Origin of the sequence: Pseudomonas putida (genome assembly GCA_041071465.1) — a bacterium.
In the GTDB taxonomy this organism is placed as follows: Bacteria; Pseudomonadota; Gammaproteobacteria; order Pseudomonadales; family Pseudomonadaceae; genus Aquipseudomonas; species Aquipseudomonas putida_P.
Map to the genome: position 1 here is coordinate 3,424,804 of CP163498.1, position 24,310 is coordinate 3,449,113.

Below are 24,310 nucleotides of genomic sequence, written 5' to 3' on the forward strand. Positions count from 1 at the left end.
ATCTGTGGTCCAGTTATCACTCAAGCATTAGCGACGGAACTCTGATGCTGCTAAATTGCCATCATTGGTCCTGAGTGCTCATGCCATGCGTATCGACGGTTTCTCCTCGCAGTCCTATCCGGTCAAGCGCGCCCCGCGCAAGGCAGCGGTGCGTGACGAGGCCATCGACGATGCCGAGGTGGTCGAGGAGGCCGAAACCGCCCCGCAGGAAGCCACCGCCCGCCGCCGCAGCGGTGGCCTGCCAGCCCGCCAGCAGGACATGGTCTTCCCCCGCGCCCGTGACCGCCGCACTGCCACCGCGCTGGCCAGCTACCTGAGCACCGCCGGTTTTAACGACTGGGACATGGAAGTACTGGGGCTCGACCTGTACATTTAGTGGATGAGTCCATCCCCACTGCCTTACTTTCTCGGTTGCCCGTCATGGAGCGAAAACGCCTGGCGCGACTACCTGTACCCCGCCGACGCCAGCAGCAATGAAATGCTTGGCTTCTACAGCCAGGTGTTCAACGCCGTCGAAGGCAACACCACCTTCTACGCACGCCCCGCCCCCGGCACCATTGCCCGCTGGGCGCAGGTGATGCCCGCGCACTTTCGCTTTACCGCCAAGTTTCCAAGGGACGTCAGCCACGAGGGCGACCTGCGCGATCAGCTTGAGCCTGCCTTCGATTTCACCCGGCTGATGGCCCCGCTGGGCCAGCGCGTATCGCCCTACTGGCTGCAGCTTCCGGCTCAGTTCGGCCCTGCACGCCTGGGCGAGCTATGCCACTTCCTCGATGAAATTGCCGTGCCAGTGGCGGTGGAAGTGCGCAACCAGGCCTTTTTCGCCAAGGGGGAGGAAGAGCGGCTGCTCAACCGCTTGCTGCACGAACGTGGCGTCGAACGTATCTGCCTTGACCCGCGTGCGCTGTTCAGTTGCACCTCCCGCGACCCTGCCGTGCTGCATGCGCAGTCCAAGAAGCCCAAGGTGCCGCCACGGCCGGCCGCCTTCAGCCAGCATCCGCAGGTGCGCTTCATTGGCCATCCCGAACTGCAGGCCAACGAAACCTTCCTTACGCCCTGGGTAGACAAGGTTGCTGGCTGGATCGAGGAGGGCCGCAACCCGTACATCTTCCTGCACACATCGGACAACCGCTTGGCAGCCGCCTTGGCTCAGCGCTTTCACCAGCGGCTGATGGCACGCCTGCCGGGCCTTGCACCTTTGCCGGAATTGCCCCGCGCGCCCGAGGTCGAACAACTGGGGCTACTCTGACCTTTCCCTGACTGCCGGAGGTTGAACCATGGACGTGCAAACCCTGAGAGCCGAAGCTTTCAAGGCGCTACACGCGCGCGAAGGCGCGTTCGTCATCCCCAACCCGTGGGATGCCGGCTCTGCCAAGTTGCTCGCCAGCCTGGGGTTCGAAGCGCTGGCCACCACCAGTGCGGGCCTGGCCTTCAGCCTGGGTCGGCCAGACGCCGAAGGCGCCTTGAGCCTGGACGATACCCTGGACAATGCCGGCGAGATCGTCGATGCCACCGCGTTGCCGGTGGCCGCCGATCTGGAGAACGGCTTTGGCGACTTGCCTGAAACCTGTGCCCAGACCATCCTGCGTGCTGCCGAAGTCGGCCTGGTCGGTGGCTCCATCGAAGATGCCAGTGGCCGCAGTGATGCGCCCATCTACGATTTAGGGTTGGCCGTGGAGCGTGTGCGCGCCGCTGTGCAGGCGGCGCGTAGCCTGCCATTCCCGTTCACCTTGTGCGCCAGGGCAGAAAACCTGCTGCACGGCCGCATGGACCTGGACGACACCATCCTGCGTCTGCAAGCCTATGCCGAGGCCGGCGCCGATGTGCTGTACGCCCCCGGCCTGCGCACGGTGGAAGAAGTGCGCGCGGTGGTGCAAGCCGTCGCACCGCGCCCGGTGAATGTGCTGATGGGCATGGCGGGCGTGCCGCTGAGCGTGAACCAGTTGCAGGACCTGGGGGTGCGCCGTATCAGTGTTGGTTCGTCGCTGGCCCGTGCTGCACTCGGGGCCTTGCACCGGGCCGCGCTGGAAATTCGTGATGAGGGCACGTTCGGCTATGGTGAGCAGGCACTGCCGTTCGCTCAGCTCAACGACCTGTTTCGCCGCTGATGAGGGCAGTGCTGGCGCTGTTGGCCGGCCTGCTGCTATTGGCGGGCCTGGCCTGGCACCTCGGCTGGCGCCTGCCTGGCGCATGGAACCCGTGGGCGCCGCTGGACGTGCGCCAGCCGCCCAACCTGCTGACGCCGTACAAGCTTTCGCGCTTGCGCGATGACCCGGCGTTGTGCCGTCAAGCGCTTGAAACCAGCCAACTGCGCTACCGGGCACAAGCTGACAGTCAGGCTTCGGCCGACTGCCCGCTGCAAAATATCTGGCGCATTGACGGCGGCCAGGCGCGGCTCAGCAGCAGCTTCCTGGCCAGTTGCCCGTTGGCGGTGGCCTATGCGCTGTTCGAGAAGCATGGGTTGCAACCGGTGGCGCAGCGGTTACTGGGCCAACCCGTGGCGCAAGTCGATCACCTGGGCAGCTTTGCCTGCCGCAATGTCTACCACCGCAAGCAAGGCCGCTTGAGCCAGCACGCGACGGCCAATGCGCTGGATATAAGCGGTTTCCGCTTGCAGGACGGTCAGCGCATCGTGCTGGCGCGTGACTGGCAGGCGGGTGGGCAGAGGGCGGAGTTCTTGCGTCAGGTGCAGCAGGCGGCTTGCAAGAGTTTCAGCACGGTGCTTGGCCCGGACTACAACGCCGCGCACCGTAATCACTATCACATGGACATGGGGCGCTGGCAGATCTGCCGTTAGCCTCAGGCGTGAACGCGCACATTGTTCAGCACCACCGGGCGCGCCCAGTGCATGTCGAACTCCAGGTCGTTCTGCTGCTTGGCCAGGGTGGCATGGTCGAACGGCTCGGGTGCTGGGTCCAGCAGGTTGGTCTCGAACTCGGCGATGGGCAGGAACAGCGAGCGCGGAGCAGGGCCTGGGCCGGGCTCGGCAAGCGGTTGGCCCTGGTTCATCACGACGGGGCGCAGCCAGCTGTTGTTGATGTCCAGCTGGCGTTGCTGCTCGATCAGCTCGATGGCGCTGAACGGCTCGGGGGCCGGTGGCAGCAACTTGGCTTCAAGCTCTGCCTTGGGCAGGAACAGCGGTTCGGGTGGTGCCACCACGGTGTCTTGCACCGGGCAGGCGCGCTGGGCGTCGATCATGGCCAGCGCACGCGCACCGCCGACGGGTTCGCCGCTGTGCTGGTCGTATTGCGCGAACGACTGGCTGACGCTGTCTACCGGCTCTTCCTGTTGCTCGGCCATGGCCCGGGCAAAAAAATCCTGCCACAGGTGGCTGACGCCCCCGAGTGCCTGGGTGTTGTGCTGACTGTAGTTGCCGACTGGCGACAAATAGGTCAAGCCGATGGGAAGAGTATCTGACATGGCAGTCGCGCGCGTTGTGCTCTGGCAGAATAGCGGGATATTGCCTGTATCGGCTGTGACGGCCGATACATTAATGGCGGGGTTCAATTTTCAGGTGTATGTGATGGAAGAGCAGGGCACAGGTATCCGGGTCGAGGCGTTGTCGGCTGAATTTGCGGCGCAAGCCGCTGCGTGGGCTGAGCGCCTGGAGCTGCCGCTGCACGACGAGGCCGCTGATTTCGCCGTGCAGGTTGGCGCTGATGGCTTGCAGATTCAACAGTTGGGGCCCCAGGCGCCTGGGCCGGTGCGGGTGGACTTCGTTGAAGGCCAGGCCGCGCACCGGCGCCAGTTTGGCGGTGGCAACGGGCAAATGATCGCCAAGGCCGTGGGCATTGCCCAAGGCGTGCGGCCACAAGTGCTGGACGCCACGGCGGGGCTGGGCAAGGACGCGTTCGTACTGGCCAGCCTGGACTGCCAGATGACCCTGATCGAACGCCAGCCGCTGATTGCCGCGCTGCTGGAGGATGGCCTGGCACGGGCTCGCGCGGATGAAGAAGTGGGGGCGATCGTCGGGCGCATGCGCCTGCTGACCGGCAACGCCATCGAGCGCATGCGCGCCTGGGAAGGCGAGCCACCACAGGTGATCTACCTCGACCCGATGTTCCCGCACCGGGACAAGAGTGCGCTGGTGAAAAAAGAAATGCGCGTATTCCGGCCGTTGGTGGGTGATGACCTGGATGCCCCGGCCCTGCTCGAAGCAGCCTTGGCGCTGGCCAGCCACCGGGTGGTGGTGAAGCGCCCGCGCAAGGCGCCGATCATCGACGGGCCGAAGCCCAGCCATAGCCTGGAAGGCAAGTCGAGCCGGTATGACATTTACCCGAAGAAAGCGCTGAAAGCCTGATTCCTGAAATCTGACCGGCAAGCGCGGTCGTTGTAGGAGCGGCCTTGTGTCGCGAAAGGGCTGCAACGCAGCCCCAGGATTTTGGCGCTCACGCGAAAATTGCCGGGGCCGCTTTGCGGCCCTTTCGCGACACAAGGCCGCTCCTACAGTGATTGCATCGCCTGACAGCTTTACGTTCTACCTGTGGGGGCCGGCTTGCCAGCGATAGGCTCAGTACAGTCAGCCTGCTGCCTCAGGGTTTGAATGCCCGCAAGAACACCCCTACCACCTCGCGCACATGCGCCTCGGCTTCATCCCCTTCCAGTGGTGCTGCGCACCCCAGTAGCAAGCGGTAATCCGGGCACCCTTGACCAGGCAGAAAAAGTGCTCCGCCGCTCGCAACGGGTTGTCGACGCGCAGCAGCCCGCGCTCATGTGCGCCGCGCAGCAGCGCTTCCATCCCGGCCAGCACACGCTTGGGTCCGGCTTCGTAGAAGTACTCGCCAAAACTCGGGTCCAGGCTGCCCTGGGCCATGATCAGGCGGCTGAGCTTGACCGCCTCGTCACTGCTGATCAGCGCCTGGAAGCCACGGGCAATGGTCAGCAGCACTTCGTCCACCGGTGCCCCCTCGGGGTACTCGAACAGCAGGTCTGGCAGCTGGATCTGGCAGGTGGCCATGACCGCCGAGCAGAACAGGGTCTGCTTGTCGGTGAAGTGGCTGTACACGGTAAGTTTTGAAACACCTGCCGCCGCAGCGACCGCATCCATGCTGGTGTTGGCGTAGCCAAGGCTGAGGAACAGCGTCTTGGCCGCTTCGAGAATCGCCTCGCGCTTGGCCAGGTCCTTGGGCCGGCCCGGGCCGATGGGTGCGTCGTTGGACATTGTGGTCTGCATCTGGTTGAAGAATCACCATCTTAACGGGTCAAGCGCGATCCGGCTAAAACCCGGTCACATTGCCTGCTGTCCGCCAGCCGACAGTTGATCGACAGTGATGTCGTCGTTCAGGCACCAGGTTGTTGTGTTTTTAAATAAATTACTGATTTATAAGCATTATTTTGTTGGCATGAATCGTGTTGATAGAGCATCAAGGGTGCCTGACAAGGGTGCCGAGCCTATTGAACAGGAGTCCCCATGCCACGTGAAATTCGTTTGAACGCCTTCGAGATGAACTGTGTCGGCCATCAGTCGCCCGGCCTGTGGCGCCACCCCAAGGACCGCGCTTGGCAATACAAGGACCTGGACTACTGGACCGACCTGGCCAAGCTGCTGGAACGCGGCAAGTTCGACGGTGTGTTCATCGCCGACGTGATCGGCATCTACGATGTGCTGGGCGGCAATGGCGACGCGGCCATCCGTCAGGCGGCCCAGGTGCCGGTGAACGACCCCTTGGCCCTGATCACCCCGATGGCACTGGTGACCGAGCACCTTGGTTTCGGCCTGACCGCCTCGCTCACCTTCGAGCACCCGTACCCGTTCGCCCGTCGGTTATCGACCCTGGATCACCTGACCAAGGGCCGCATCGGCTGGAACATCGTCACGTCTTACCTCGACAGCGGTGCACGCAACCTGGGACAGAAGGCGCTGAGCGACCATGATGCTCGCTACGACTACGCCGACGAGTACCTGGAGGTGCTGTACAAGCTGTTCGAGGGCAGCTGGGAGGACGGTGCGGTGGTGCGCGACCGCGAGACCGGCCTGTTCACCGACCCGCGCAAAGTCCACGAGATCCGTCATCAGGGCAAGCACTTCCAGGTTCCGGGCATACACCTGTGCGAACCGTCCCCGCAACGCACTCCCGTGCTGTATCAGGCAGGGGCGTCCAGCCGTGGTAAAAACTTCGCCGCGGGCCACGCCGAGTGCGTGTTCGTCGCCGCGCCCTCCAAGGTCATCCTGAAAAAGACCGTGGCCGACATTCGTCGCCGGGCCGCCGAGGCAGGGCGCGATCCGCGCAAGGTGCTGATCTTCAACATGCAGACGGTGATAGTCGACGAAACCGACGCCAAGGCCCAAGCCAAATGGCAGGAGTTGAAAAGCTACGCCAGCTACGAAGGCGCCCTGGCGCTGATTTCAGGCTGGACCGGCATCGACTTCAGCGAGTACCAGCCCGATCAGGTGCTGGAGCATATCCACACCAATGCCATCCAATCGGCTGTGGAGGCGTTTTCCACCGCCGACCCGAACAAGCAGTGGACGGTGCAGGAACTGGCCGACTGGGTCGGCATTGGCGGCTTTGGCCCGCTGATCGTCGGCAGTGCGCAAACTGTGGCGGATGAACTGCAGGCCTGGGTCGAAGAAACCGATGTCGATGGCTTCAACCTGACCTATGCCCTGGCCCACGAAACCTTCCGCGATGTGGTCGAGCTGCTGGTGCCCGAGCTGCAGCAACGTGGCGCCTACAAGACCGAGTACCGCCCCGGCACCCTGCGCGAGAAACTGTTCGGCGACGGCCCACGGCTGCCGGCCAGCCACCCGGCCGCTGGCTACCGCGACCTTGCCCGTCAAGCCGAACCTGTCTGAAATACCCGGGGCTGCGCAGCAGCCCCAGTCGATGACTCAGGACTGCTTGGCACCCCCACCAATCTGCCATACATACGGTGGTTCGGTACCGTTCACCTGCCAGTCGCCGATAATCCGCTCCTTGTAGATCACCGGGTTGTGTGAAGCCGCCGTGCGGGCGTTGCGCCAGTGGCGGTCGAGCTGGCGGCTGGTGCTGGTGGTGGAAGCGCCCAAGGCATTGAACAGGTCGCTGGTGGCGCGCAGTACCAGATCGATGGTGGCCACTTGCGCCTGGGCCGATTCCAGCTCGGCAACCACATTGGCCTGCTGCTCAGCGGCCGAATCATTGGCGAAGCGTGCCAGGTAGGCCTGCTGGATGGCCTCGGCGGCACGCAGGGTCGCAGCTTCGGCGGCATACACCTGGCCCGAGGCCTTGCCGATCACTTGCAGCACCTGTGGGTCCTGGCTGACGGCAGCACCGTTGCCATGGCTGAATACCCGTGTGCGCTTGCTGGTTTCCTGGCCGAAGTCGCGCACGGCTGCACGCCCGGAGCCGGTGATCACCGCCAGCAGCACCAGTTGGTAGAACGCGGTCTGGTATTTGAAACGGGTGGCGAAATCGATGATGTTCTCTTCCTCGACCACGGCATTTTCAAACACCGAAGTACCGCTGCCGGTGGTGCGCTGGCCGAAGCCGTCCCAATCATCGTTCTGGCGGATACCGGGCTGCTGAGTGCGGATGGCAGCGATTACATCGGCGCCGGTGTCCTCGCGCCGGGCGAACAGGTCGATCCAGTCGGAGAACAGGCTGCCAGTGCTGTAGTACTTGGTGCCGTTGACTACCCACTGCTCACCCAGGCGCGAAACGCGGGTGATGACATCGCCAATCTTCACTGCGCCGATCTCGGTCCAGGCACAACCCACCAGGTCACCGGCGACAAAACGCTGGAACCAGACATCCTGCGGTGCGCTGGCGTGGGCATTGAGGCGGTCTTCGACGAAGGCGAAATGGCCGCGCAGGGCCTGGGGCACGTTGGAGTCGGCTTCGGCCAGCTCGATCAGCAACTGGAACAACTGCGGCAAGGATGCCCCGCCACCGCCATGCTCGATCGGCACGCGCACGGCGCCAAAGCCGGCCTCCTTCAGCCACTGGATAGGTGCATGGGGCAAGGTACGGTTGCGCTCGCGCTCCACGCTGCTATCGGCAATGCGGGTGAAGATGGGCCTGAAGCGTGCGGCAAGCGTGGCGTAGTCGGTGCCGTTGGCGGGGACGGGCAGGTGTTGTTCGAGGGCAGTCATCGGAATACTCCAGGTACATGAAGGAGGGGTATGTACCCGGTGATTGCACAGGTCGTGCCGAGCGCTGAAACGCACGGGGGCCGGGGTTTGCGGCGTGTTTCGCAGTTTGCGGGCTGTGGCGGGACAGGGCAAGTTGTTGATTGGCTGTGGGCCGAACAACAGCGGGTAGCGGTTGGAAAAGCGCCAGGATTTCTTTGTAACGCTGGCTTCACGCCATCGCTCGGCTGACTTAATATACCCGCCAGTACAAATATTCGAAGTGCCCACCGCGAAAGGATTCATCATGTTGCGCCATGCCTTGTCCATCGCCTTGCCCGCCGCCGCCGTGCTGTTTCTGGCGGCGTGCGGCCAGGAAGCCGCCCCACCTGCCGCGCCCCGCCCGGCGCTGGTGGTGCAGCCGCAGCCGGCCGCAGCCGCTGCCGACAGTTACCCCGGTGAAGTGCGTGCGCGCTTCGAGCCGGAGCTGGCTTTCCGCATTGGCGGCAAGGTCAGCAAGCGCTTGGTCGAAGAGGGCCAGCGGGTCAAGGCCGACCAGCCGCTGGCCGAACTGGACCCGCAAGACGTGCGCTTGCAATTGGAAGCCAACCGCGCCCAGATGGCGGCCGCCGAGGCCAACCTGTCGCTGGTGCGTGCCGAGCGCGACCGCTACCAGAAGCTGCTGGAGCGGCAGATGGTCAGCCACTCGCAGTACGACAATGCCGAAAACCTCTACCGTGCAGGCCTTGCCCGCTTGAAGCAGGCCAAGGCCGAGTTCGACGTGGCCGGCAACCAGGCCGAGTACGCCGTGCTGCGTGCGCCACAGGCCGGGGTGATTGCCAAGCGCCAGGTTGAAGTGGGCCAGGTGGTCGCCGCCGGGCAGACCGTGTTCACCCTCGCCGCCGATGGCGAGCGGGAAGTGGCCATCGGCCTGCCGGAGCAGCAGTTCGCCCGCTTTGCCGTGGGCCAACCGGTAAGCGTGGAGCTGTGGTCGCACCCGCAGGAGCGTTTCCAGGGGCGCATCCGCGAGCTGTCACCGGCTGCCGACCCGCGTTCGCGCACCTTCGCGGCGCGTATCGCCTTTGCCACGGCGGCCACACCGGCCGAGCTGGGCCAGAGCGCCCGGGTGTTCATTGCCCATGAAGGCCAGATCCCGCTGGCGGTACCGCTGTCGGCTGTGACGGCGGAAAACGGCCAGGCCTACGTGTGGCGGGTGAACAAGGACAGCCGCCTGGAGCGGGCAGTGGTGCGCTTGGGCGCCTACGGCAGCGACAGCGTACCGGTGCTCGAGGGCCTTGCCCCCGGCGACTGGGTGGTTGCCGCCGGTGGCCATGTACTGCGCGAGGGCCAGGCGGTACGGCCTGTGGACCGCAGCAACCGTGTAGTGAACCTGACGGCCAAGGAGTAAGTCCCGATGGGTTTCAACCTTTCTGCCTGGGCGCTGCGCAACCGCCAGATCGTCCTGTTCCTGATGATTTTGCTGGCGGCCATTGGCGCCATGTCCTACACCAAGCTCGGCCAGAGCGAGGATCCGCCGTTCACCTTCAAGGCCATGGTCATTCGCACCCTGTGGCCCGGCGCCACCGCCGAAGAAGTGTCGCGCCAGGTGACCGAGCGTATTGAGAAGAAGCTGATGGAAACCGGCGAGTACGAGAAGATTGTCTCGTTCTCCCGCCCCGGCGAATCGCAGGTCACCTTCATGGCCCGCGACTCGTTGCATTCCAAGGACATCCCCGAGCTGTGGTACCAGATCCGCAAGAAGGTCGCGGACATCCGCCACACCTTGCCGCCGGAAATCCAGGGCCCGTTCTTCAACGATGAATTCGGCACCACCTTCGGCAATATCTATGCGTTGACTGGCGAGGGCTTCGACTATGCGGTGCTCAAGGACTACGCCGACCGTATCCAGATCCAGCTGCAACGGGTCAAGGACGTGGGCAAGGTCGAGCTGATCGGCCTGCAGGACGAGAAAGTCTGGATCGAGCTGTCCAACCTCAAGCTGGCCACCTTGGGCGTGCCGCTGGAAGCCGTGCAGAAGGCGTTGCAAGAGCAGAACGCGGTGAGCACCGCCGGCTTCTTCGAGACGCCCAGCGAGCGCCTGCAGCTGCGCGTGAGCGGGCGATTCGACAGCGTCGAGCAGATCCGCCAGTTCCCTATTCGCGTGGGTGACCGCACCTTCCGCATCGGCGATGTGGCCGAGGTGCACCGTGGCTTCAACGACCCGCCCGCGCCGCGCATGCGCTTCATGGGCGAGGATGCCATTGGCCTGGCGGTGTCGATGAAAGACGGCGGCGATATCCTGGTACTGGGCAAGGCCCTGGAAGGTGAGTTCGAACGCCTGGCGCACAACCTGCCGGCCGGTATGGAGCTGCGCAAGGTCTCGGACCAGCCGGCGGCGGTGAAGGCCGGCGTGGGGGAGTTCGTCCAGGTGTTGGCCGAGGCGCTGGTCATCGTGCTGCTGGTGAGTTTCTTCTCGCTGGGCCTGCGCACCGGCCTGGTGGTGGCGCTGGCCATCCCGCTGGTGCTGGCCATGACCTTTGCCGCCATGCATTACTTTGGCATCGGCCTGCACAAGATCTCCCTCGGTGCGCTGGTGCTGGCCCTGGGCCTGCTGGTGGACGATGCGATCATTGCCGTGGAGATGATGGCGATCAAGATGGAGCAGGGCTACGACCGCCTTAAAGCGGCCAGTTATGCCTGGACCAGCACGGCCTTCCCGATGCTCACCGGCACCCTGATCACGGCGGCAGGTTTTCTGCCGATTGCCACGGCGGCCTCCAGCACCGGCGAATACACCCGGTCGATCTTCCAGGTGGTCACTATTGCGTTGCTGGCCTCGTGGGTGGCGGCCGTGGTGTTCGTGCCGTACCTGGGCGAGCGCCTGCTGCCAGACCTGGCCAAGCTGCATGCCGCGCGCCACGGCAAGGACGGCCACGCGCCAGACCCTTACGCCACGCCGTTCTACCAGCGTGTGCGGCGGGTGGTGGAGTGGTGTGTACGGCGGCGCAAGACGGTGATTCTGCTGACCGTTGCCGCCTTTGTCGGCAGCATCGTGCTGTTCCGCTTTGTGCCCCAGCAGTTTTTCCCGGCATCCGGGCGCCCGGAGTTGATGGTTGACCTGAAGCTGGCCGAAGGCGCTTCGCTGGCCAATACCGCAGAGCGGGTCAAGCAGTTGGAGGCGCTGCTCAAGCAGCAGGACGGCATCGACAATTATGTGGCCTATGTGGGCACCGGTTCACCGCGCTTCTACCTGCCGCTGGACCAGCAACTGCCGGCAGCCAGCTTTGCCCAGTTCGTGGTGCTGGCCAAGTCGATGGAAGACCGCGAGCGCCTGCGCAGCTGGCTGATCGACACCGTGGACCAGCAGTTCCCAGACTTGCGTGCCCGGGTCACGCGCCTGGAAAACGGCCCACCCGTGGGCTACCCAGTGCAGTTCCGGGTCACCGGCGAACACATCGAGAAGGCCCGTGCCTTGGCCAGGGAAGTGGCTGACAAGGTGCGTGAGAACCCGCATGTGGTGAACGTGCATCTGGATTGGGAGGAGCCGAGCAAGGCCGTGTTCCTTGAAATCGACCAGGACCGTGCCCGCGCCCTGGGCGTGAGTACCGCGCACCTGGCGAGCTTCCTGCAGAGTTCGCTGATCGGCAGCACGGTCAGTCAGTACCGCGAGGACAATGAGCTGATCGAGATCCTGCTGCGCGGCACCCTGCAGGAACGCAGCGAACTGGGCAACCTCGGCAGCCTGGCGCTGCCCACCGACAACGGCCAGAGCGTGGCCCTGTCGCAGGTAGCGACCCTGCAGTACGGCTTTGAAGAAGGCATTATCTGGCACCGCAACCGCTTGCCGACGGTGACCGTGCGCGCCGATATCTACGACAAGGAGCAGCCGGCCACACTGGTGAAACAGATTCTGCCGACCCTGCAGGACATCCGTGCCAAGCTGCCCGATGGTTACCTGCTGGAAGTGGGTGGCACGGTTGAAGACGCCGAGCGTGGGCAGAAGTCGGTGAACGCCGGCATGCCGTTGTTCGTGGTGGTGGTGCTAAGCCTGCTGATGATCCAGTTGCGCAGCTTCTCGCGCACGGTGATGGTGTTCCTCACCGCGCCGCTGGGGCTGATTGGCGTGACCCTGTTCCTGCTGGTGTTCCGCCAGCCGTTCGGCTTTGTCGCCATGCTCGGCACCATTGCCCTGGCGGGGATGATCATGCGCAACTCGGTGATCCTGGTGGACCAGATCGAGCAGGACATCGCGGCGGGGATGGAGCGTTGGCAGGCGATCATCGAGGCCACGGTGCGGCGCTTCCGGCCAATCGTGCTGACCGCGTTGGCGGCGGTGCTGGCGATGATCCCGTTGTCGCGCAGTGTGTTCTACGGGCCGATGGCGGTGGCGATCATGGGCGGTTTGATCGTGGCCACGGTGCTGACGCTGTTGTTCCTGCCGGCGTTGTATGCGGCGTGGTTCAGGGTGAAAAAGGGCTGAAGGCGCGGGGGAGGGCATAGCCCTCCCCCTGGGCCGTCACAGGGCGCCGAAGACCTTCTTGGCCAGGCTGGTAGCCGCCTGCGCCGGGTTCTGGCGAATGCTCTGCTCCTGCTTGCCAATCATCTCGAACAGGCCATCCAGCGCCTTTTCGGTCACGTAGTTCTCAATGCTGGCGCTCTTGGCGTCGACCACGCCCAGTGCCACCGCCTGCCCGGCAAAGTTGTTGTACTGCTGGGCCAGGCCGACCTTGTCGGTCGCCTGCTTGACGATTGGCAGGAACTTGGCGCGGATCTGCTCGCGGCTGCTCTTGTTCAGGTACTGGGTGGCCGAGTCGTCACCACCGCTGAGAATGCCCTTGGCATCGGTCACGCTCATGTTCTTCACGGCATCCACCAAAATCGCCTGGGCCTGCGGCACGGCGGCTTCGGCGGCCTTGTTCATGCTGGCTTCAAGGGCATCGACCTGTTCACCTTTGCCGAACATCTTCATGGCCTTGGCCGCTTTGCCCAGGTTGCCAGGCAATTCGATGCGCACGTCGGGGTTGTTGCTGAAGCCACCTGGGGTGCTCAACTGCTTGACGGCGAGCTGTGCGCCTTGGGTCAGGGTATCTTTCAGGCCGCCAGTGGCGTCTTTCTGGCTCAGGTCGCCCAGCGACAAGGCCAGGGCGCTGGCCGACAGCAGCAGGCCGGCGCACAGGGTAGTGAAGCGCAGGGAAGTGCGGATCATGAAGCTTTCCTTGTAAACGGATGAATACGGGTATCAGCGAATCGGGTCGACTTTGATACGTACCGATTGTGGGTCACTGCCGTCGAGCGCGACACCATGGTGTTCGGTATTGATGAACAGCAGCTTTCCATCCAGCTCGATGCGCGCGCTTACCGCGTAGCGGTGGCCAGGTTTGACCTGGGCCGGGTCGTAGGTGAGGTGGAACGGCAACGGTACGTTGCCTTTGACCGGGCCGGCCTGGCGGGCCAGGGTTACGGCGGGTGCGTCCATCAGCGACACGTCCTGCAGTTCCACGCTCAGGGTGGCGGCAGGTGGCAGGGCGATACGCTGCAGGTAGAAGACTTCACCGTCCAGGCTGGCCTGGTTGGATGGGGTTTGGCTGGAACAGGCTGCGAGCAGGGATGCGCAACACAGCATAAAGAGCTTTTTCATGGTATCTCCGAAGTCCTTGGCGTTGGCTTGTGGCCAACCCCAGGGACTGTAGCGGATTTTCCCGACGGATAAAGCCTCAGATGGTCGAAGATTCCAGCCCGTCGTCACGGTGCAGGGCCACCTGGCGGATCGACAGGCGCAATTCGGCCGACAGCACACGCTTGGCCACGCCCTCGGCCAGCTCGCCGAGCTTGTCGTGATACCCCAGCTTGCCTTGTGTGTCGGTGTGCAGCACGCCTTGCTGCAGCAGGGTCTGGATGAAGTGGCGGAACAGCGTCTTGTCGAAGAATTCCGGGGCGTTCAAGCCATGCAAAATCGACAGGCGCTGGGCCATCATCACGCACAGGTCTTCCAGCGCTTCGGCGCTGAGGCTGTTCTGCCCGCTGTTGATCAGCAGCGAAGTGGCCATGTAGAAGCGCTGCAGGGTCTGGGTGATAGTGCGGGCGAGCAGGGTTAGTAGCACGAACTGCCGCGAGCTTGGCGCCGGGCGTACGTACACGTCGTTCTCCTGGCGTAGCAGGCCTTGCTCGACCAGCGCGGCCAGCCATTGGTCGATGACCTCGTCCAGCTGCTCCGGCGCCCAGCGCAGGAACAGCTCGGCCTGCAGGTAGGGGTAAAGCGCGTGCACATACTGGCCCAGCAGTTCGCGGCTCATGCGCGAGCTGCTGAGGAAGAAGCTGGCCAGCAGCGCCGGCAGGGCGAAGATGTGCAGCACGTTGTTGCGGTAATAGGTCATCAGTACCGCATTGCCTTCATCCAGGAAGAGGATGCGGCCCAGGGCGTCCTTCTGCTCAGCCACCAGGTTCATGCTGCGCACGTGTTCGATCAGCGCCTGGCCGTCGCCATCGGGCAAGGTGGTGTGCGGCGAGTAGGGCACCTGGCGCAGCAGGGCCAGGTACAGGTCGAGCACGCGGGTCAGGGCGCGCTCGTCCAGGGCCAGGCGGCTGGTGGACAGCAAAGCCAGGGCCACCAGGTTGACCGGGTTGATGGCGGCCGCCTCGTTGAGGTGACGGGCCACGGTTTCACCCAGGCGGGTGGTGGTGGCGTTGAGCCAATCCGGGCGGTACTGCGGGCCGTGATCCTGTTCGCGCCAGCCGGGCTGCTGCTGGTCGAGGAAACCGGCCAGGCGGATCGGTTCGCCGAAGTTGACGTAGACCTGGCCAAAGCGCTGCTTGAGTGCACCGAACACCTTGAAGATGTCGAGCACCGATTCTTTCTTCTTGCTGGCGCCGCGCAGTTCGCCCAGGTAGGTGCGGCCTTCGAGCACGCGCTCGTAGCCGATGTACACCGGCACGAACACGATTGGCGTACGTGACGAACGCAGGAAGCTGCGCAGGGTAATGGCCAGCATCCCGGTGCGCGGCTGCAGCATGCGCCCGGTACGCGAGCGGCCGCCTTCGACGAAGTACTCGACCGGGAAGCCCTTGGTGTACAGGGTGTGCAGGTACTCGTTGAACACCGCCGTGTAAAGCGGGTTGCCCTTGAAGGTGCGGCGCATGAAGAACGCGCCACCGCGGCGCAGCAGGTTGCCCACCACTGGCATGTTGAGGTTGATGCCCGCAGCCACGTGCGGCGGGGTGAGGCCGTTGCGGAACAGCAGGTACGACAGCAGCAGGTAATCGATGTGGCTGCGGTGGCACGGCACGTAGATCACTTCGTGGCCGGGGGCTATGCCCTGAACCTGTTCGATGTGGTTGACCTTGATGCCGTCGTAGATCTTGTTCCAGAACCAGCTGAGTACCACTTCGAGAAAGCGTATGACGGTGTAGGTGTAGTCCGAGGCGATTTCGTTGCCGTAGCGCAGTGCCTGGGCTTCGGCCTTGGCAAGCGGCAGGTTTTCTCGCTGGGCCTCGTCGGCGATGGCCTGGCGCACCAGTGGCGCGTGAACCAACCCCTTGACCAGGTTGCGCCGGTGCGAGATGTCCGGGCCGATGACGGCAGTCTTGAGGTTGCGAAAATGCACGCGCATCAGGCGCTGGGCCATGCGCACGGTGCGCGCGTGGCCTTTGTTGTGCTGCACCAGTTCACGCAGGTGGATCGGCGCGGAGAACTGCACCCGAGTCTTGCGCCCCAGAATCAGTACGGTCAGCAGCCGGCGCAGGCGCCCGGTCACCGCCCAGCTGTCGGCGAACAGCAGCTTCCATGGGCTGGATTCGCTGGCCGGGGTCTGCCCCCAGAACACGCTGACTGGAATGATCTGCGCATCTTCTTCGGCATGCTGGCTGACCGCCGCCACCAGGCGCTCAAGCGTAGGCGGGGCACCACTTTTGTCCTGGCGCCCGAGCCAGTCCGGGTCGGGGGTCAGGTAGAAGAACGCGGCCGGCTCTTGCAGTGGGCCGACGGCTACCGGCAGCACCGGGCGCGGCAGCCCCGCCTTGGTGCATTCGTGGTCGAGCACGGCCAGGTCGGTGAGCGACGGCGAGGGCAGGGCATAGAACACTGGCCGGCTGCGGTCGAGGTTGAGGGTCATGGAAGACTGGTTGATGGTCTCGGAGCGCACCCACAGGTACAACAGGCGACGCAGGCCGCCGAAGATCAGGCGGTGCAGGGGGAACGGGTCATGGGGTGTGTGCCCTGGGTGTGATTTTCAGGTGAGTATCCAGCTATTTAGTCTGCCGTATCGGCGTAAGTTCAGCAAAAATCGGCCAACTGCGGGACCGTCATCAATTTTTTTTGTTCTGTGTCATATACTCGGCCTGCCACTTGCAGGATATTTCAGCAAGCGGCGTTGGCACGGGGCAGGTCGCCTCATGCCTGCAAGGCGATCTTCACAATAAAAAACCGGAGTAGTTCAGATGTCGTCTCGTGAGACTGGGAATGTAAAGTGGTTCAACGATGCCAAGGGTTATGGCTTCATTCAGCGCGAAGGTGGTGCGGATGTATTCGTCCACTATCGGGCGATCCGCGGTGAGGGGCATCGTACCCTGGTCGAAGGGCAGCGGGTGGAATACGCCTGCGTGCAGGGCCAGAAAGGCCTGCAAGCCGAAGACGTAGTGGGCCTCTGAGCCTTTTGCGGTAGGCCTCAAGCTGCAAGTTGACCGTGTAACTTGCAGCCTGAAGCAACCTGTTTCAGCTGGTACGCCAGGTGATTTCCTCTTCACCATCGGCACTGATGCGGACCCAGCGGTCGGCATCTTCTTCCCCGTCTTCCTCGACCCAGCCACCCGGCGCGCAGCGTACTTCCACACCGAGTGCGGCGAATGCGGCGTGGGCGCAGGCCACGTCATCAGCCCACGGCGTCTGGTCGCTTTCCAAGTAAAGGCTGTTCCATTTCCCTACAGCCTTGGGTAACCAGGTGACCGGAATGTTACCGGCCCGACATTTGAAGGTATGGCCTTTCTGCTGCCATTCGCTGCACGGGCCGATTGCCTGGGTGAGCCACTCGGCAATCTGCTTGTGGTCGACGTCGGCGTCCTTCAGGTAGATCTCGATATCAGGTTGGCGCATAAAGGGCTCCGGGTGTGCTCAGTCTTGGCGCACGAAATAGTCATAACGCATGGAAACCGTAACTTCGAACGGCTCGGGCTGGTCGATCACCCGGGCACGTTTTTCGGCGCTGGCGCGCCAGCCGTGCGGGGTCATGGCCAGCAGGTCGGCGCGGGCCTTGGGCGCAGCCAGGCTCAGGCGGAACTCGAGGGTTTCGCTGTGGGCATGGGCCATGCCTTCAGGGATCAAGGCCAGGTGTTTGTCGTCGGCGTAAGGGCGCACTTCATCGTAGAGCACTTCGCGCAGTTCCATCAGGTGGCCGCTGGTCGGTCCGACCCGCATCAGCCCACCGCCAGGGCTGAGCAGGCGCTTGGCCTCGGCCCAGTCCAGCGGGCTGAACACACTGGCGATGAACTGGCAGCTGGCGTCGGCCAGCGGCACACGGGCCATGCTGGCGACCATCCAGGTGACTTCCGGTGCACGGCGGCAGGCACGCTTGACCGCTTCGCGGGAAATGTCCAGTGCATAACCGTCGGCGGCCGGCAGGGCCTGGGCGAGCTGCGCGGTGTAGTAACCCTCGCCGCAGCCAATGTCCAGCCAGGCGCCAGGTTGACGCTCGGCAGCCAGCTCGGCCAGGCGACGGGCGACCGGCGCGTAGTGGCCACCGTCGAGGAAGTCGCGGCGGGCCTCGACCATAGCCTGGTTGTCACCTGGGTCGCGGCTGTTCTTGTGCTGCACCGGCAGCAGGTTCAGGTAACCCTGGCGGGCGCGGTCGAAGCGGTGGCCTGCCGGGCACGCCACACCGTTGTCGACTTGCGCCAGGGGCGCCTGGCAAAGAGGGCAGGCGAGCATCAGGCGAGCAACCGGACCAGGGTCTGGTAGTAGATCTCGGTCAGCAGGTCGAGGTCGCTGGCCAGGATCCGCTCGTCCACCTGGTGAATGGTGGCATTGACCGGGCCCAGTTCGACCACCTGGGTACCCATGGTGGCGATGAAGCGACCATCGGAAGTGCCACCGCTGGTGGACGGCTGAGTGTCGCGCCCGGTGACGCCCTTGATGCTGGACGCTACCGCGTCGAGCAGTTCGCCCGGTTCGGTGAGGAATGGCAGGCCCGACAGTGCCCAGTCGATCGACCAGTCCAGTTCATGCTTGTCGAGAATCGCCGACACCCGCGCCTGCAGGCCTTCGACGGTGGACTCGGTGGAGAAGCGGAAGTTGAACAGCGCGGTCAGCTCGCCCGGGACCACGTTGGTAGCGCCGGTACCGGAATTGAGGTTGGAGATCTGGAAGCTGGTGGGTGGGAAGAATGCGTTGCCTTCATCCCAGTGCTCGGCGGCCAGTTCTGCCAGCGCCGGGGCGGCGAGGTGGATCGGGTTGCGTGCCAGGTGCGGGTAAGCCACATGGCCCTGCTTGCCGCGCACGGTCAGTTTGGCGCCCAGCGAGCCACGGCGGCCGTTTTTCACCACATCACCCAGCAGGGTAGTGCTGGACGGTTCGCCGACAATGCACCAGTCCAGGCGCTCGTTACGCGCTTTCAGGCGCTCGACCACTGCCTTGGTGCCGTGGTGGGCCGGGCCTTCTTCGTCGCTGGTGATCAGGAACGCGACCTTGCCGCGGTGGTTGGGGTAGTCCTGCACGAAGCGCTCGCTGGCGATCACCATGGATGCCAGGCTGCCCTTCATGTCGGCGGCGCCTCGGCCGCAGAGCATGCCGTCGGCGTCGATCAGTGCTTCGAACGGTTCATGCTGCCATTGCTGCACCGGGCCGGTGGGCACTACGTCGGTGTGGCCGGCGAAACACAGAACCGGGCCGTCCTGGCTGCCGTGGGTGGCCCAGAAGTTGTCGACGTCTTCAATGCGCATTGGTTCCAGCTCGAAGCCCACGGCGCCCAGGCGGTTCATCATCTGCGCCTGGCAGTCGGCGTCGACGGGGGTGACCGAGGGACGGCGGATCAGGTCGCAGGCCAGTTGAAGGGTAGGCGAGAGCTCGGCAGGCGCCGTCATGGTAAATCTCCGAAAGCAGGGCAAGGCAGGCAAGGAGCGGTAGTTTAAAGCAAAACCTATGTGTGAAGCGTGTGGTGTCGATTGATCGCAACAGAACGCTTGCCTTGAGGGGAGGTATTTCACGCTGAATACGCAGTGCGGGTGGGGGTAGGTTGCATCGGCCCCTAGAGGGTCAACCAACTCGTATCGAAAGGTAGAAGAGCGCTATGAATATCAAGCAGTGGATTGCCATGGGTATGGCACTGGGATGCAGTACAGCCGTGTTCGCCAATACTACAGATGTCATCGTCAGCGGAGTGATCAAGCCAAGTGCATGCACGCCGTCGCTCAGCGGAGGCGGAACGTTCGACTTTGGTGTCATCACGGCTGCCGAGCTCAGAGAGGATCGCGTGACCCGGTTCAAATCGCAGCCCCAGCAGCTTGCCGTGAACTGTGGTGCGCCAACTCGGTTCGCCTTGCGGGGCGTTGATGGTCGGGCAGACAGCAATATGTTGCCTTCCAACGTTACGTTCGGCCTGGGTACCAATGATCTCGATCAGCGTATTGGGGCTTATTTCCTGCAAGGGATTGGAAGCTCTGTTGTCGTCGACGGGAACAGTTCAGTGACTCGTCTGATTACGGCCGACAGCGGCAAATCCTGGGCGCCGGACAGCAACTCAATTAATTTCAGCCTGTACAACGGTAAGGAGGGCCACTTTCACGGCTTTGCGGTAGACGCGCAGATACCTACTGCCATCAAGCAGTTGACCGCTGACCTGCAGGTCGACATGAGCATCTCCGCGCTCAAGAACCTGACGGTCACCGACGACATCACCATCGATGGTGCTTCGACCATCGAGGTGTCCTACCTCTAAGGGCGCACCGAGCGCGCGCTTGTCGCTACGATGGCAAGCGCGGGCTCGGTCCCTTCCCTCGCTCGCTGCCTTTCGGGCAGCGAGCCTGTCTTGTATCGAGTCGAGCATGAGCAAATTGAAGCAATTGCTGTTGAGTGCTGGCTGCATGCTGCTGTCGATCAGCGGCGCCCAGGCCGCCGGCATGGTCCCGGAAACTTCCGTGGTGATCGTCAATGAAGCCGAAGGCGAGGCAACGATCACGGTGCGAAATGATGATCCAGCCCCAGCGCTGTTACTGGTAACCCTGCAGAACCTGCCGGAGGATGAGGAGCCCCTGTTGTTCCTCACCCAGCCCGCCTGGCGTGTCGAGGCCGGCGAGCAGCAGCAGGTGAGGTTCATGCTGCGTGCAACCGCGCCTCTGCACACCCAGCGGTTGAAGCGGGTTGTATTCGAAGGCGTGCCACAGCAGGAAGTGGCCGGTAAGCGTATTGCCAGGGTGGGGGTCAGTGTAAGGCAGAACCTGCCGGTCATCATTCACCCCAAGGGCCTGGCCCCCAACCGCTCGCCCTGGGAGGGCTTGCAGTGGCGCTACGGCACGCAAGGTTTACAGGTTGATAACCCGACGCCCTATGTGGTTAGGCTGGCGCAGGAAGTGAGGTTGATGCCTGCGAATGCGCAAGGCTACTTGCCACGCGCCTACATTTTGCCTGGCGAGTCGCTTGAGGTTCGCCTGGAATCGCCAGCCCCACAGGCCCCGCAAAGTGTCAGGCTGTTCCCGGCCACAGTGTACGGCTTTGCCGTCGATGAATTTGAAGCGCCGTTACTCAGGGGCGGCAATTGAATGGGCGGGCCAAGAGCAGCCGAACAGCGAACTGGCAATGTCTGATGGCGCTCCCTTGGGCCTTTCTATTTCTTGAGTGCAGAGCCAGCGATGGCCTGACATTCGATCTCGAACTCCTGCGTCAACGGGGTTTGAGTGAGGAGCTTGCGGCCTACTTTCGTGACATGCCGCGCTTCACCCCAGGCAATCACATCGTGAGCCTGACTATAAACGGCTCACGATCAGGAACGGTACAGGCACGCTTTCTGAACGACGGCAGCTTGTGCATTGACACTGGCCTGCTCGAGGCGGGTGGGATTCGGTTGCCGACGGCTGCGGCGAGCGAAAGCCAGGGCTCCTGCATCGACTTGCTGTCAAGCTACCCACAGAGTCAGATACAGGCAGACCCTCAGTCCGCCAGTGTGACCATGGTGGTGCCTGCGCAAGCCCTGCGCCCGGCCGCCGCAGGTGATGACCTTTCGGCTTATGACTCAGGTGGGTTCGCTGCAATGTTCAACTACGACGTGTCGATGCTCGATACGCGTTTCAAGGACGGCAGCAGCAGATCCTGGACTGCCCTTACCGAGCCGGGTTTGAACCTGGGGGACTGGATCGTGCGCAGCCGTCAGATTGCCAGTCTGGGGCAACAGGCAAGTCGGCTCAACGCACTGGAAGCCTACGCCCAGCGAACGTTCGCCGATCAGGCGACTGTCCTGCAGGTCGGTCAGATCCAGATGGGTAACCCCGTGCTGAGCGGCGTTTCGGTTGACGGTTTTCAGCTGTTTTCCGAGCAGGCGTTGGGCCATCTACAACAACGTCGCGTGGTTCAAGGCATCGCCAAGTCCCAAGCGAGGGTGGAGATCTACCAGCGCAACCGCCTGGTGTATGCCACCGTCGTGCCGCCAGGCCCGTTTTCCATTGATAGCCCTGCGCCAGTCGATGCCTTTGCTGAACTGGAAATGGTTATCCATGAAGCGGACGGTGAGGAGCGTCGCCTGACCTTGCCTGCCTCGCCGATGGCGGCGGGGTTGTCAGGAGGATACCAGTTCGGCATTGGTCAACTTCGCCACAGTCGCGCCGCGTCACCTTGGGTGCTTAGCGCCGGGTGGAGCGGGAGTGTGCTTGATGGCTTGGAAGTGGGGGGAGGGCTAATTGCGACCGACAGCTATCAGGCTACCGGGTTCGCGCTCGGTGCTCAGCCGTGGACGCAGGCTCAGATGCAATGGTCGCTGGGCTACTCGCAGCCGTTGCATCAGGAGAGGGGGATGCAAAGCCAGATGACCCTGAACCAGCAGTTTGCCGGCGGATGGGGAGCGGGCTTGACCTATGGGCTGCAGAGCCAAAGTTATCAGGACCTCCAGCAGGCGCTTGAGCCGTCAGGTCGCTTGGAGGGCTTGCGCGATTTTTTCAGCGTCGGCCTGTCATGGCAGGGCACTGGGCTGGGCAACTTCAGTGTCGGGGGCGGCCAATCGCGCACGCGTAATGGCCAGACCAGCAGCCAGGCAAACCTGCGCTGGGGAGCGACGTTGGGGCAGGTGTCATTGAATGCTGGTGTGGAATGGAGCCTCAGAGGAGCAGATGATCGAGGGCGTCTTCTTTACATGAGCGCTAGCGTGCCATTGGGCACCAATCGTCGTCTTGGTGCCTCGACCCGAGCTTCAGGTGACCACTACCGTTCTTCATTCAACCTGCGAGAACAGGTCAGCGATACGTTAGGTTATCGCCTGAGTGGCAGTCACGATAGCCATGATCCGGCGCTGCTACCCAGTGTGGGGGTTTCCTGGCTGGCCCCCTTCAGCCAGGTGCAGCTGGATTACTCAAAGACTGGCGATTCTGCACGAACCCTGGCAGCCAACCTGCGCGGTGGGGCCCTTGGGCATGCACAGGGCATCACGCTAGCACCTTATTCCATTCAGGATACTTTCGCGCTCATCGAAGTGGGTGATCTTCACGGGGTGAAGGTCGATACGCCCAGCGGCCCCGTATGGACCGATCGCCAAGGCCGAGCCATTGCCTCACGGATTACCCCCTACGCAGACAATCGAGTGCAGGTGCAGCCCCGAAGCCTGCCGCGCAGTGTCGATCTGGCCAACAGCCTTGGCATCGTACGGGCAGGTCGAGGCGCGGTTTCCCAATTGAGTTTCATCGTCGAGCGGACCAGGCGCGTGCTGTTGCAGACTTTGCAGGGCGACGGGCCTGCCCTTGGCGGACAGTTCCATGGTAGTGGATGCCAACGGAAGCTTCGTGACCATGGTGCAGGCCGGAGGCTTGATATTCCTGCATGACTTCCAAGAGGAAGAGCGCTACCACGTGACCTCGCCAGACGGCTCTGGTTGTGCCCTTGAGTTCACCCTCAGCGACAGCCCGGACCCGGAGCAATATTATGAAACGACCACCGCACGCTGCCATGCGATCTGAATGCGTGTGCAGACAGCTGTGCCTGGCCTTGCTGTTGATGGGCATGAGCTGTGCTGCGGCCGCACAGGGTTGTCAGATTACGCTCGGCCAGCCCCAGATCGATTACGGCAAGGTCAACAAGACCCAGTTGCAGAAACAAGGCAATCGCTACCTACTGGGAGAGCGGCACCTGCAGATGACAGTCCAGTGTTCCAGAGATACCGATATGGTCCTCAGCTATCTGGCTGATGGCATCAATGGCGATGTTTTCGGTTTTGCTGAGCGAGGGCAGTATTCACTGCTGCTTTCTGATGCGCGGCTCGATGGCCGTCCGGTGGCCTTGGGAGCAGCAAGCGCGCGCAGCCCCTGGCAGATGAAGGGCGACAAGGTTCACTGGTTGCCAGCAATGCAGCTCGCGCCACTAGAGGCCAATGTACCCCTTCAAGGCACAACCTTCACGGCTCGCCTGACCGTTGATGCATGGCTCGACGCAACGTCGGATCTGTCGAGCACGGCCGAGCTGCAGGCAAGTGGCATGATGGCTGTCGACGATGCTGCCGTGAGCCTGGCACTGCAAGCCAATGTTGTACCCGCAGCGTGTAAATTGCATCTGGGCAATGACGGCCTCGTGGATTTTGGCGTGATCGCGACCGGGGAGTTGTCTGCCAGTAAAACCAGTACCTTGCGACGGTCTTTGTCCGCCGCGGTGACTTGTGACAGCCCCACTCGGTTTGCCCTTCGCGCGATTGACAACCGCCAGTCAGGAACGTTCGCCCATGTGCAAGGCCTTGCACGTTCTGTCTTGTTTGGCGCGGGTAAAAAGGCCAGCGACAGCCTGGCGTGGTCGTTGCGGTTCGACGGTGCGGTGGTAGGCGATGGGCTTGCATTGCAACCCCTGTATTCCTCTCAAGGTGGTGCTGGCTGGGAGCCAACCCCACGAACAGCGTTCCTTCACACCGACAATCGCCTGCACGGGTTCGCGGCCAGCGAACGCACTGCTGCCGGGCCTACCTTGATCAGGCAGCTCGACGCTATGCTGATGGTCGAGCTGTATGTTGCGCCTATGCGCCAGCTCGACCTGCGTGACGAGACGCTCATCGATGGGGCGGCCACGCTGGAGCTCATCTATCTGTGAGGATGAGC

General features: G+C 63.2%; 21 protein-coding genes and 1 pseudogene. 13 read left to right on the top strand and 9 right to left on the bottom strand.

Annotated features, from left to right (window positions below; all coding sequences use genetic code 11):
- Nucleotides 1-85 precede the first annotated feature (85 nt).
- The 4 genes from AB5975_15820 to AB5975_15835 are packed head-to-tail and all read left to right on the top strand — an operon-like array spanning nucleotide 86 to nucleotide 2,797.
- Entirely contained in the window at nucleotides 86-376 is a 291-nt protein-coding gene (locus AB5975_15820; protein ID XDR18158.1) for a hypothetical protein, read from the top strand.
- A 3-nt stretch (nucleotides 377-379) separates the two neighbouring features.
- On the top strand, nucleotides 380-1,249 hold the full coding sequence (locus AB5975_15825; GenBank protein ID XDR18159.1) for a DUF72 domain-containing protein: 870 nt from the start codon (nucleotides 380-382) through the stop codon (nucleotides 1,247-1,249).
- Nucleotides 1,250-1,277: 28 nt separating this feature from the next.
- Entirely contained in the window at nucleotides 1,278-2,108 is an 831-nt protein-coding gene (locus AB5975_15830; protein XDR18160.1) for an oxaloacetate decarboxylase, read from the top strand.
- Complete coding sequence (locus AB5975_15835; GenBank protein XDR18161.1) at nucleotides 2,108-2,797, top strand: extensin family protein; 690 nt, start codon at nucleotides 2,108-2,110, stop codon at nucleotides 2,795-2,797. The genes AB5975_15830 and AB5975_15835 overlap by 1 nt, the downstream gene beginning before the upstream one ends.
- A 2-nt stretch (nucleotides 2,798-2,799) precedes the next feature.
- On the opposite strand, the gene AB5975_15840 is transcribed toward AB5975_15835, so the two are convergent.
- Nucleotides 2,800-3,420: an energy transducer TonB gene (locus AB5975_15840; GenBank protein ID XDR18162.1), complete on the bottom strand. Its 621-nt coding sequence runs from the start codon at nucleotides 3,418-3,420 to the stop codon at nucleotides 2,800-2,802.
- 103 nt (nucleotides 3,421-3,523) lie between these two features.
- On the opposite strand from AB5975_15840, the gene AB5975_15845 reads away from it, so the two are divergent.
- Nucleotides 3,524-4,300, top strand: a complete 777-nt coding sequence (locus tag AB5975_15845) for a class I SAM-dependent methyltransferase (protein XDR18163.1) — start codon at nucleotides 3,524-3,526, stop codon at nucleotides 4,298-4,300.
- Between the two features lie 232 nt (nucleotides 4,301-4,532).
- Here the strand turns inward: AB5975_15845 and AB5975_15850 are convergent.
- Nucleotides 4,533-5,173 (bottom strand): annotated as a pseudogene (locus tag AB5975_15850) (TetR/AcrR family transcriptional regulator).
- 237 nt (nucleotides 5,174-5,410) lie between these two features.
- Between AB5975_15850 and AB5975_15855 the strand changes: the two are divergent.
- Nucleotides 5,411-6,796, top strand: coding sequence for an LLM class flavin-dependent oxidoreductase (locus AB5975_15855; protein ID XDR18164.1), 1,386 nt, complete (start codon nucleotides 5,411-5,413; stop codon nucleotides 6,794-6,796).
- Between the two features lie 36 nt (nucleotides 6,797-6,832).
- On the opposite strand, the gene AB5975_15860 is transcribed toward AB5975_15855, so the two are convergent.
- Nucleotides 6,833-8,074: an acyl-CoA dehydrogenase family protein gene (locus AB5975_15860; protein XDR18165.1), complete on the bottom strand. Its 1,242-nt coding sequence runs from the start codon at nucleotides 8,072-8,074 to the stop codon at nucleotides 6,833-6,835.
- A gap of 283 nt (nucleotides 8,075-8,357) precedes the next feature.
- On the opposite strand from AB5975_15860, the gene AB5975_15865 reads away from it, so the two are divergent.
- Together AB5975_15865 and AB5975_15870 are read left to right on the top strand one after the other, a co-directional pair.
- Entirely contained in the window at nucleotides 8,358-9,458 is a 1,101-nt protein-coding gene (locus tag AB5975_15865) for an efflux RND transporter periplasmic adaptor subunit (GenBank protein XDR18166.1), read from the top strand.
- A 6-nt stretch (nucleotides 9,459-9,464) separates the two neighbouring features.
- Nucleotides 9,465-12,530 carry an efflux RND transporter permease subunit gene (locus AB5975_15870; protein ID XDR18167.1) on the top strand — a complete coding sequence of 1,022 codons (3,066 nt, stop codon included), beginning with the start codon at nucleotides 9,465-9,467 and terminating at the stop codon, nucleotides 12,528-12,530.
- A 36-nt stretch (nucleotides 12,531-12,566) separates the two neighbouring features.
- Here AB5975_15870 and AB5975_15875 read toward each other — a convergent pair whose 3' ends face one another.
- From AB5975_15875 to plsB, 3 genes are all read right to left on the bottom strand, one after another.
- Nucleotides 12,567-13,256, bottom strand: a complete 690-nt coding sequence (locus tag AB5975_15875; protein XDR18168.1) for a DUF4197 domain-containing protein — start codon at nucleotides 13,254-13,256, stop codon at nucleotides 12,567-12,569.
- Between the two features lie 33 nt (nucleotides 13,257-13,289).
- Nucleotides 13,290-13,688 carry a YbaY family lipoprotein gene (locus AB5975_15880; GenBank protein ID XDR18169.1) on the bottom strand — a complete coding sequence of 133 codons (399 nt, stop codon included), beginning with the start codon at nucleotides 13,686-13,688 and terminating at the stop codon, nucleotides 13,290-13,292.
- A gap of 76 nt (nucleotides 13,689-13,764) precedes the next feature.
- The gene (plsB, locus tag AB5975_15885) at nucleotides 13,765-16,236 is read right to left on the bottom strand and encodes a glycerol-3-phosphate 1-O-acyltransferase PlsB (GenBank protein ID XDR22980.1); all 2,472 of its coding nucleotides are present in this window, start codon (nucleotides 16,234-16,236) and stop codon (nucleotides 13,765-13,767) included.
- Nucleotides 16,237-16,483: 247 nt separating this feature from the next.
- Between plsB and AB5975_15890 the strand changes: the two genes are divergently transcribed.
- Nucleotides 16,484-16,693, top strand: a complete 210-nt coding sequence (locus AB5975_15890; protein XDR18170.1) for a cold-shock protein — start codon at nucleotides 16,484-16,486, stop codon at nucleotides 16,691-16,693.
- Between the two features lie 64 nt (nucleotides 16,694-16,757).
- On the opposite strand, the gene AB5975_15895 is transcribed toward AB5975_15890, so the two are convergent.
- The 3 genes from AB5975_15895 to dapE are packed head-to-tail and all read right to left on the bottom strand — an operon-like array spanning nucleotide 16,758 to nucleotide 19,117.
- Entirely contained in the window at nucleotides 16,758-17,135 is a 378-nt protein-coding gene (locus AB5975_15895) for a hypothetical protein (protein XDR18171.1), read from the bottom strand.
- 18 nt (nucleotides 17,136-17,153) lie between these two features.
- Nucleotides 17,154-17,966 (bottom strand): putative RNA methyltransferase, encoded by an 813-nt coding sequence (locus AB5975_15900; GenBank protein ID XDR18172.1) that lies wholly within the window; start codon nucleotides 17,964-17,966, stop codon nucleotides 17,154-17,156.
- Nucleotides 17,966-19,117, bottom strand: coding sequence for a succinyl-diaminopimelate desuccinylase (gene dapE / locus AB5975_15905; GenBank protein ID XDR18173.1), 1,152 nt, complete (start codon nucleotides 19,115-19,117; stop codon nucleotides 17,966-17,968). Before dapE ends, AB5975_15900 begins: the two co-directional genes overlap by 1 nt.
- Nucleotides 19,118-19,323: 206 nt before the next feature.
- On the opposite strand from dapE, the gene AB5975_15910 reads away from it, so the two are divergent.
- From AB5975_15910 to AB5975_15925, 4 genes are all read left to right on the top strand, one after another.
- Nucleotides 19,324-19,971: a DUF1120 domain-containing protein gene (locus AB5975_15910; GenBank protein XDR18174.1), complete on the top strand. Its 648-nt coding sequence runs from the start codon at nucleotides 19,324-19,326 to the stop codon at nucleotides 19,969-19,971.
- A 106-nt stretch (nucleotides 19,972-20,077) separates the two neighbouring features.
- Nucleotides 20,078-20,791 (top strand): fimbria/pilus chaperone family protein, encoded by a 714-nt coding sequence (locus AB5975_15915; protein ID XDR18175.1) that lies wholly within the window; start codon nucleotides 20,078-20,080, stop codon nucleotides 20,789-20,791.
- 44 nt (nucleotides 20,792-20,835) lie between these two features.
- Complete coding sequence (locus tag AB5975_15920; GenBank protein XDR18176.1) at nucleotides 20,836-23,055, top strand: fimbria/pilus outer membrane usher protein; 2,220 nt, start codon at nucleotides 20,836-20,838, stop codon at nucleotides 23,053-23,055.
- Between the two features lie 98 nt (nucleotides 23,056-23,153).
- A complete protein-coding gene (locus AB5975_15925; protein ID XDR18177.1) occupies nucleotides 23,154-24,302 on the top strand; it encodes a DUF1120 domain-containing protein in 1,149 nt (382 codons plus the stop codon).
- Nucleotides 24,303-24,310: the final 8 nt, after the last annotated feature.

Excerpts from the sequence above, each read along its gene's own strand:
- AB5975_15820 (XDR18158.1), top strand. The coding sequence starts at position 86 with ATGCGTATCGACGGTTTCTCCTCGCAGTCCTATCCGGTCAAGCGCGCC.
- AB5975_15825 (XDR18159.1), top strand. The coding sequence starts at position 380 with ATGAGTCCATCCCCACTGCCTTACTTTCTCGGTTGCCCGTCATGGAGC.
- AB5975_15830 (XDR18160.1), top strand. The coding sequence starts at position 1,278 with ATGGACGTGCAAACCCTGAGAGCCGAAGCTTTCAAGGCGCTACACGCG.
- AB5975_15835 (XDR18161.1), top strand. The coding sequence starts at position 2,108 with ATGAGGGCAGTGCTGGCGCTGTTGGCCGGCCTGCTGCTATTGGCGGGC.
- AB5975_15840 (XDR18162.1), bottom strand. The coding sequence starts at position 3,420 with ATGTCAGATACTCTTCCCATCGGCTTGACCTATTTGTCGCCAGTCGGC.
- AB5975_15845 (XDR18163.1), top strand. The coding sequence starts at position 3,524 with ATGGAAGAGCAGGGCACAGGTATCCGGGTCGAGGCGTTGTCGGCTGAA.
- AB5975_15855 (XDR18164.1), top strand. The coding sequence starts at position 5,411 with ATGCCACGTGAAATTCGTTTGAACGCCTTCGAGATGAACTGTGTCGGC.
- AB5975_15860 (XDR18165.1), bottom strand. The coding sequence starts at position 8,074 with ATGACTGCCCTCGAACAACACCTGCCCGTCCCCGCCAACGGCACCGAC.
- AB5975_15865 (XDR18166.1), top strand. The coding sequence starts at position 8,358 with ATGTTGCGCCATGCCTTGTCCATCGCCTTGCCCGCCGCCGCCGTGCTG.
- AB5975_15870 (XDR18167.1), top strand. The coding sequence starts at position 9,465 with ATGGGTTTCAACCTTTCTGCCTGGGCGCTGCGCAACCGCCAGATCGTC.
- AB5975_15875 (XDR18168.1), bottom strand. The coding sequence starts at position 13,256 with ATGATCCGCACTTCCCTGCGCTTCACTACCCTGTGCGCCGGCCTGCTG.
- AB5975_15880 (XDR18169.1), bottom strand. The coding sequence starts at position 13,688 with ATGAAAAAGCTCTTTATGCTGTGTTGCGCATCCCTGCTCGCAGCCTGT.
- AB5975_15890 (XDR18170.1), top strand. The coding sequence starts at position 16,484 with ATGTCGTCTCGTGAGACTGGGAATGTAAAGTGGTTCAACGATGCCAAG.
- AB5975_15895 (XDR18171.1), bottom strand. The coding sequence starts at position 17,135 with ATGCGCCAACCTGATATCGAGATCTACCTGAAGGACGCCGACGTCGAC.
- AB5975_15900 (XDR18172.1), bottom strand. The coding sequence starts at position 17,966 with ATGCTCGCCTGCCCTCTTTGCCAGGCGCCCCTGGCGCAAGTCGACAAC.
- dapE (XDR18173.1), bottom strand. The coding sequence starts at position 19,117 with ATGACGGCGCCTGCCGAGCTCTCGCCTACCCTTCAACTGGCCTGCGAC.
- AB5975_15910 (XDR18174.1), top strand. The coding sequence starts at position 19,324 with ATGAATATCAAGCAGTGGATTGCCATGGGTATGGCACTGGGATGCAGT.
- AB5975_15915 (XDR18175.1), top strand. The coding sequence starts at position 20,078 with ATGAGCAAATTGAAGCAATTGCTGTTGAGTGCTGGCTGCATGCTGCTG.
- AB5975_15920 (XDR18176.1), top strand. The coding sequence starts at position 20,836 with ATGGCGCTCCCTTGGGCCTTTCTATTTCTTGAGTGCAGAGCCAGCGAT.
- AB5975_15925 (XDR18177.1), top strand. The coding sequence starts at position 23,154 with ATGAAACGACCACCGCACGCTGCCATGCGATCTGAATGCGTGTGCAGA.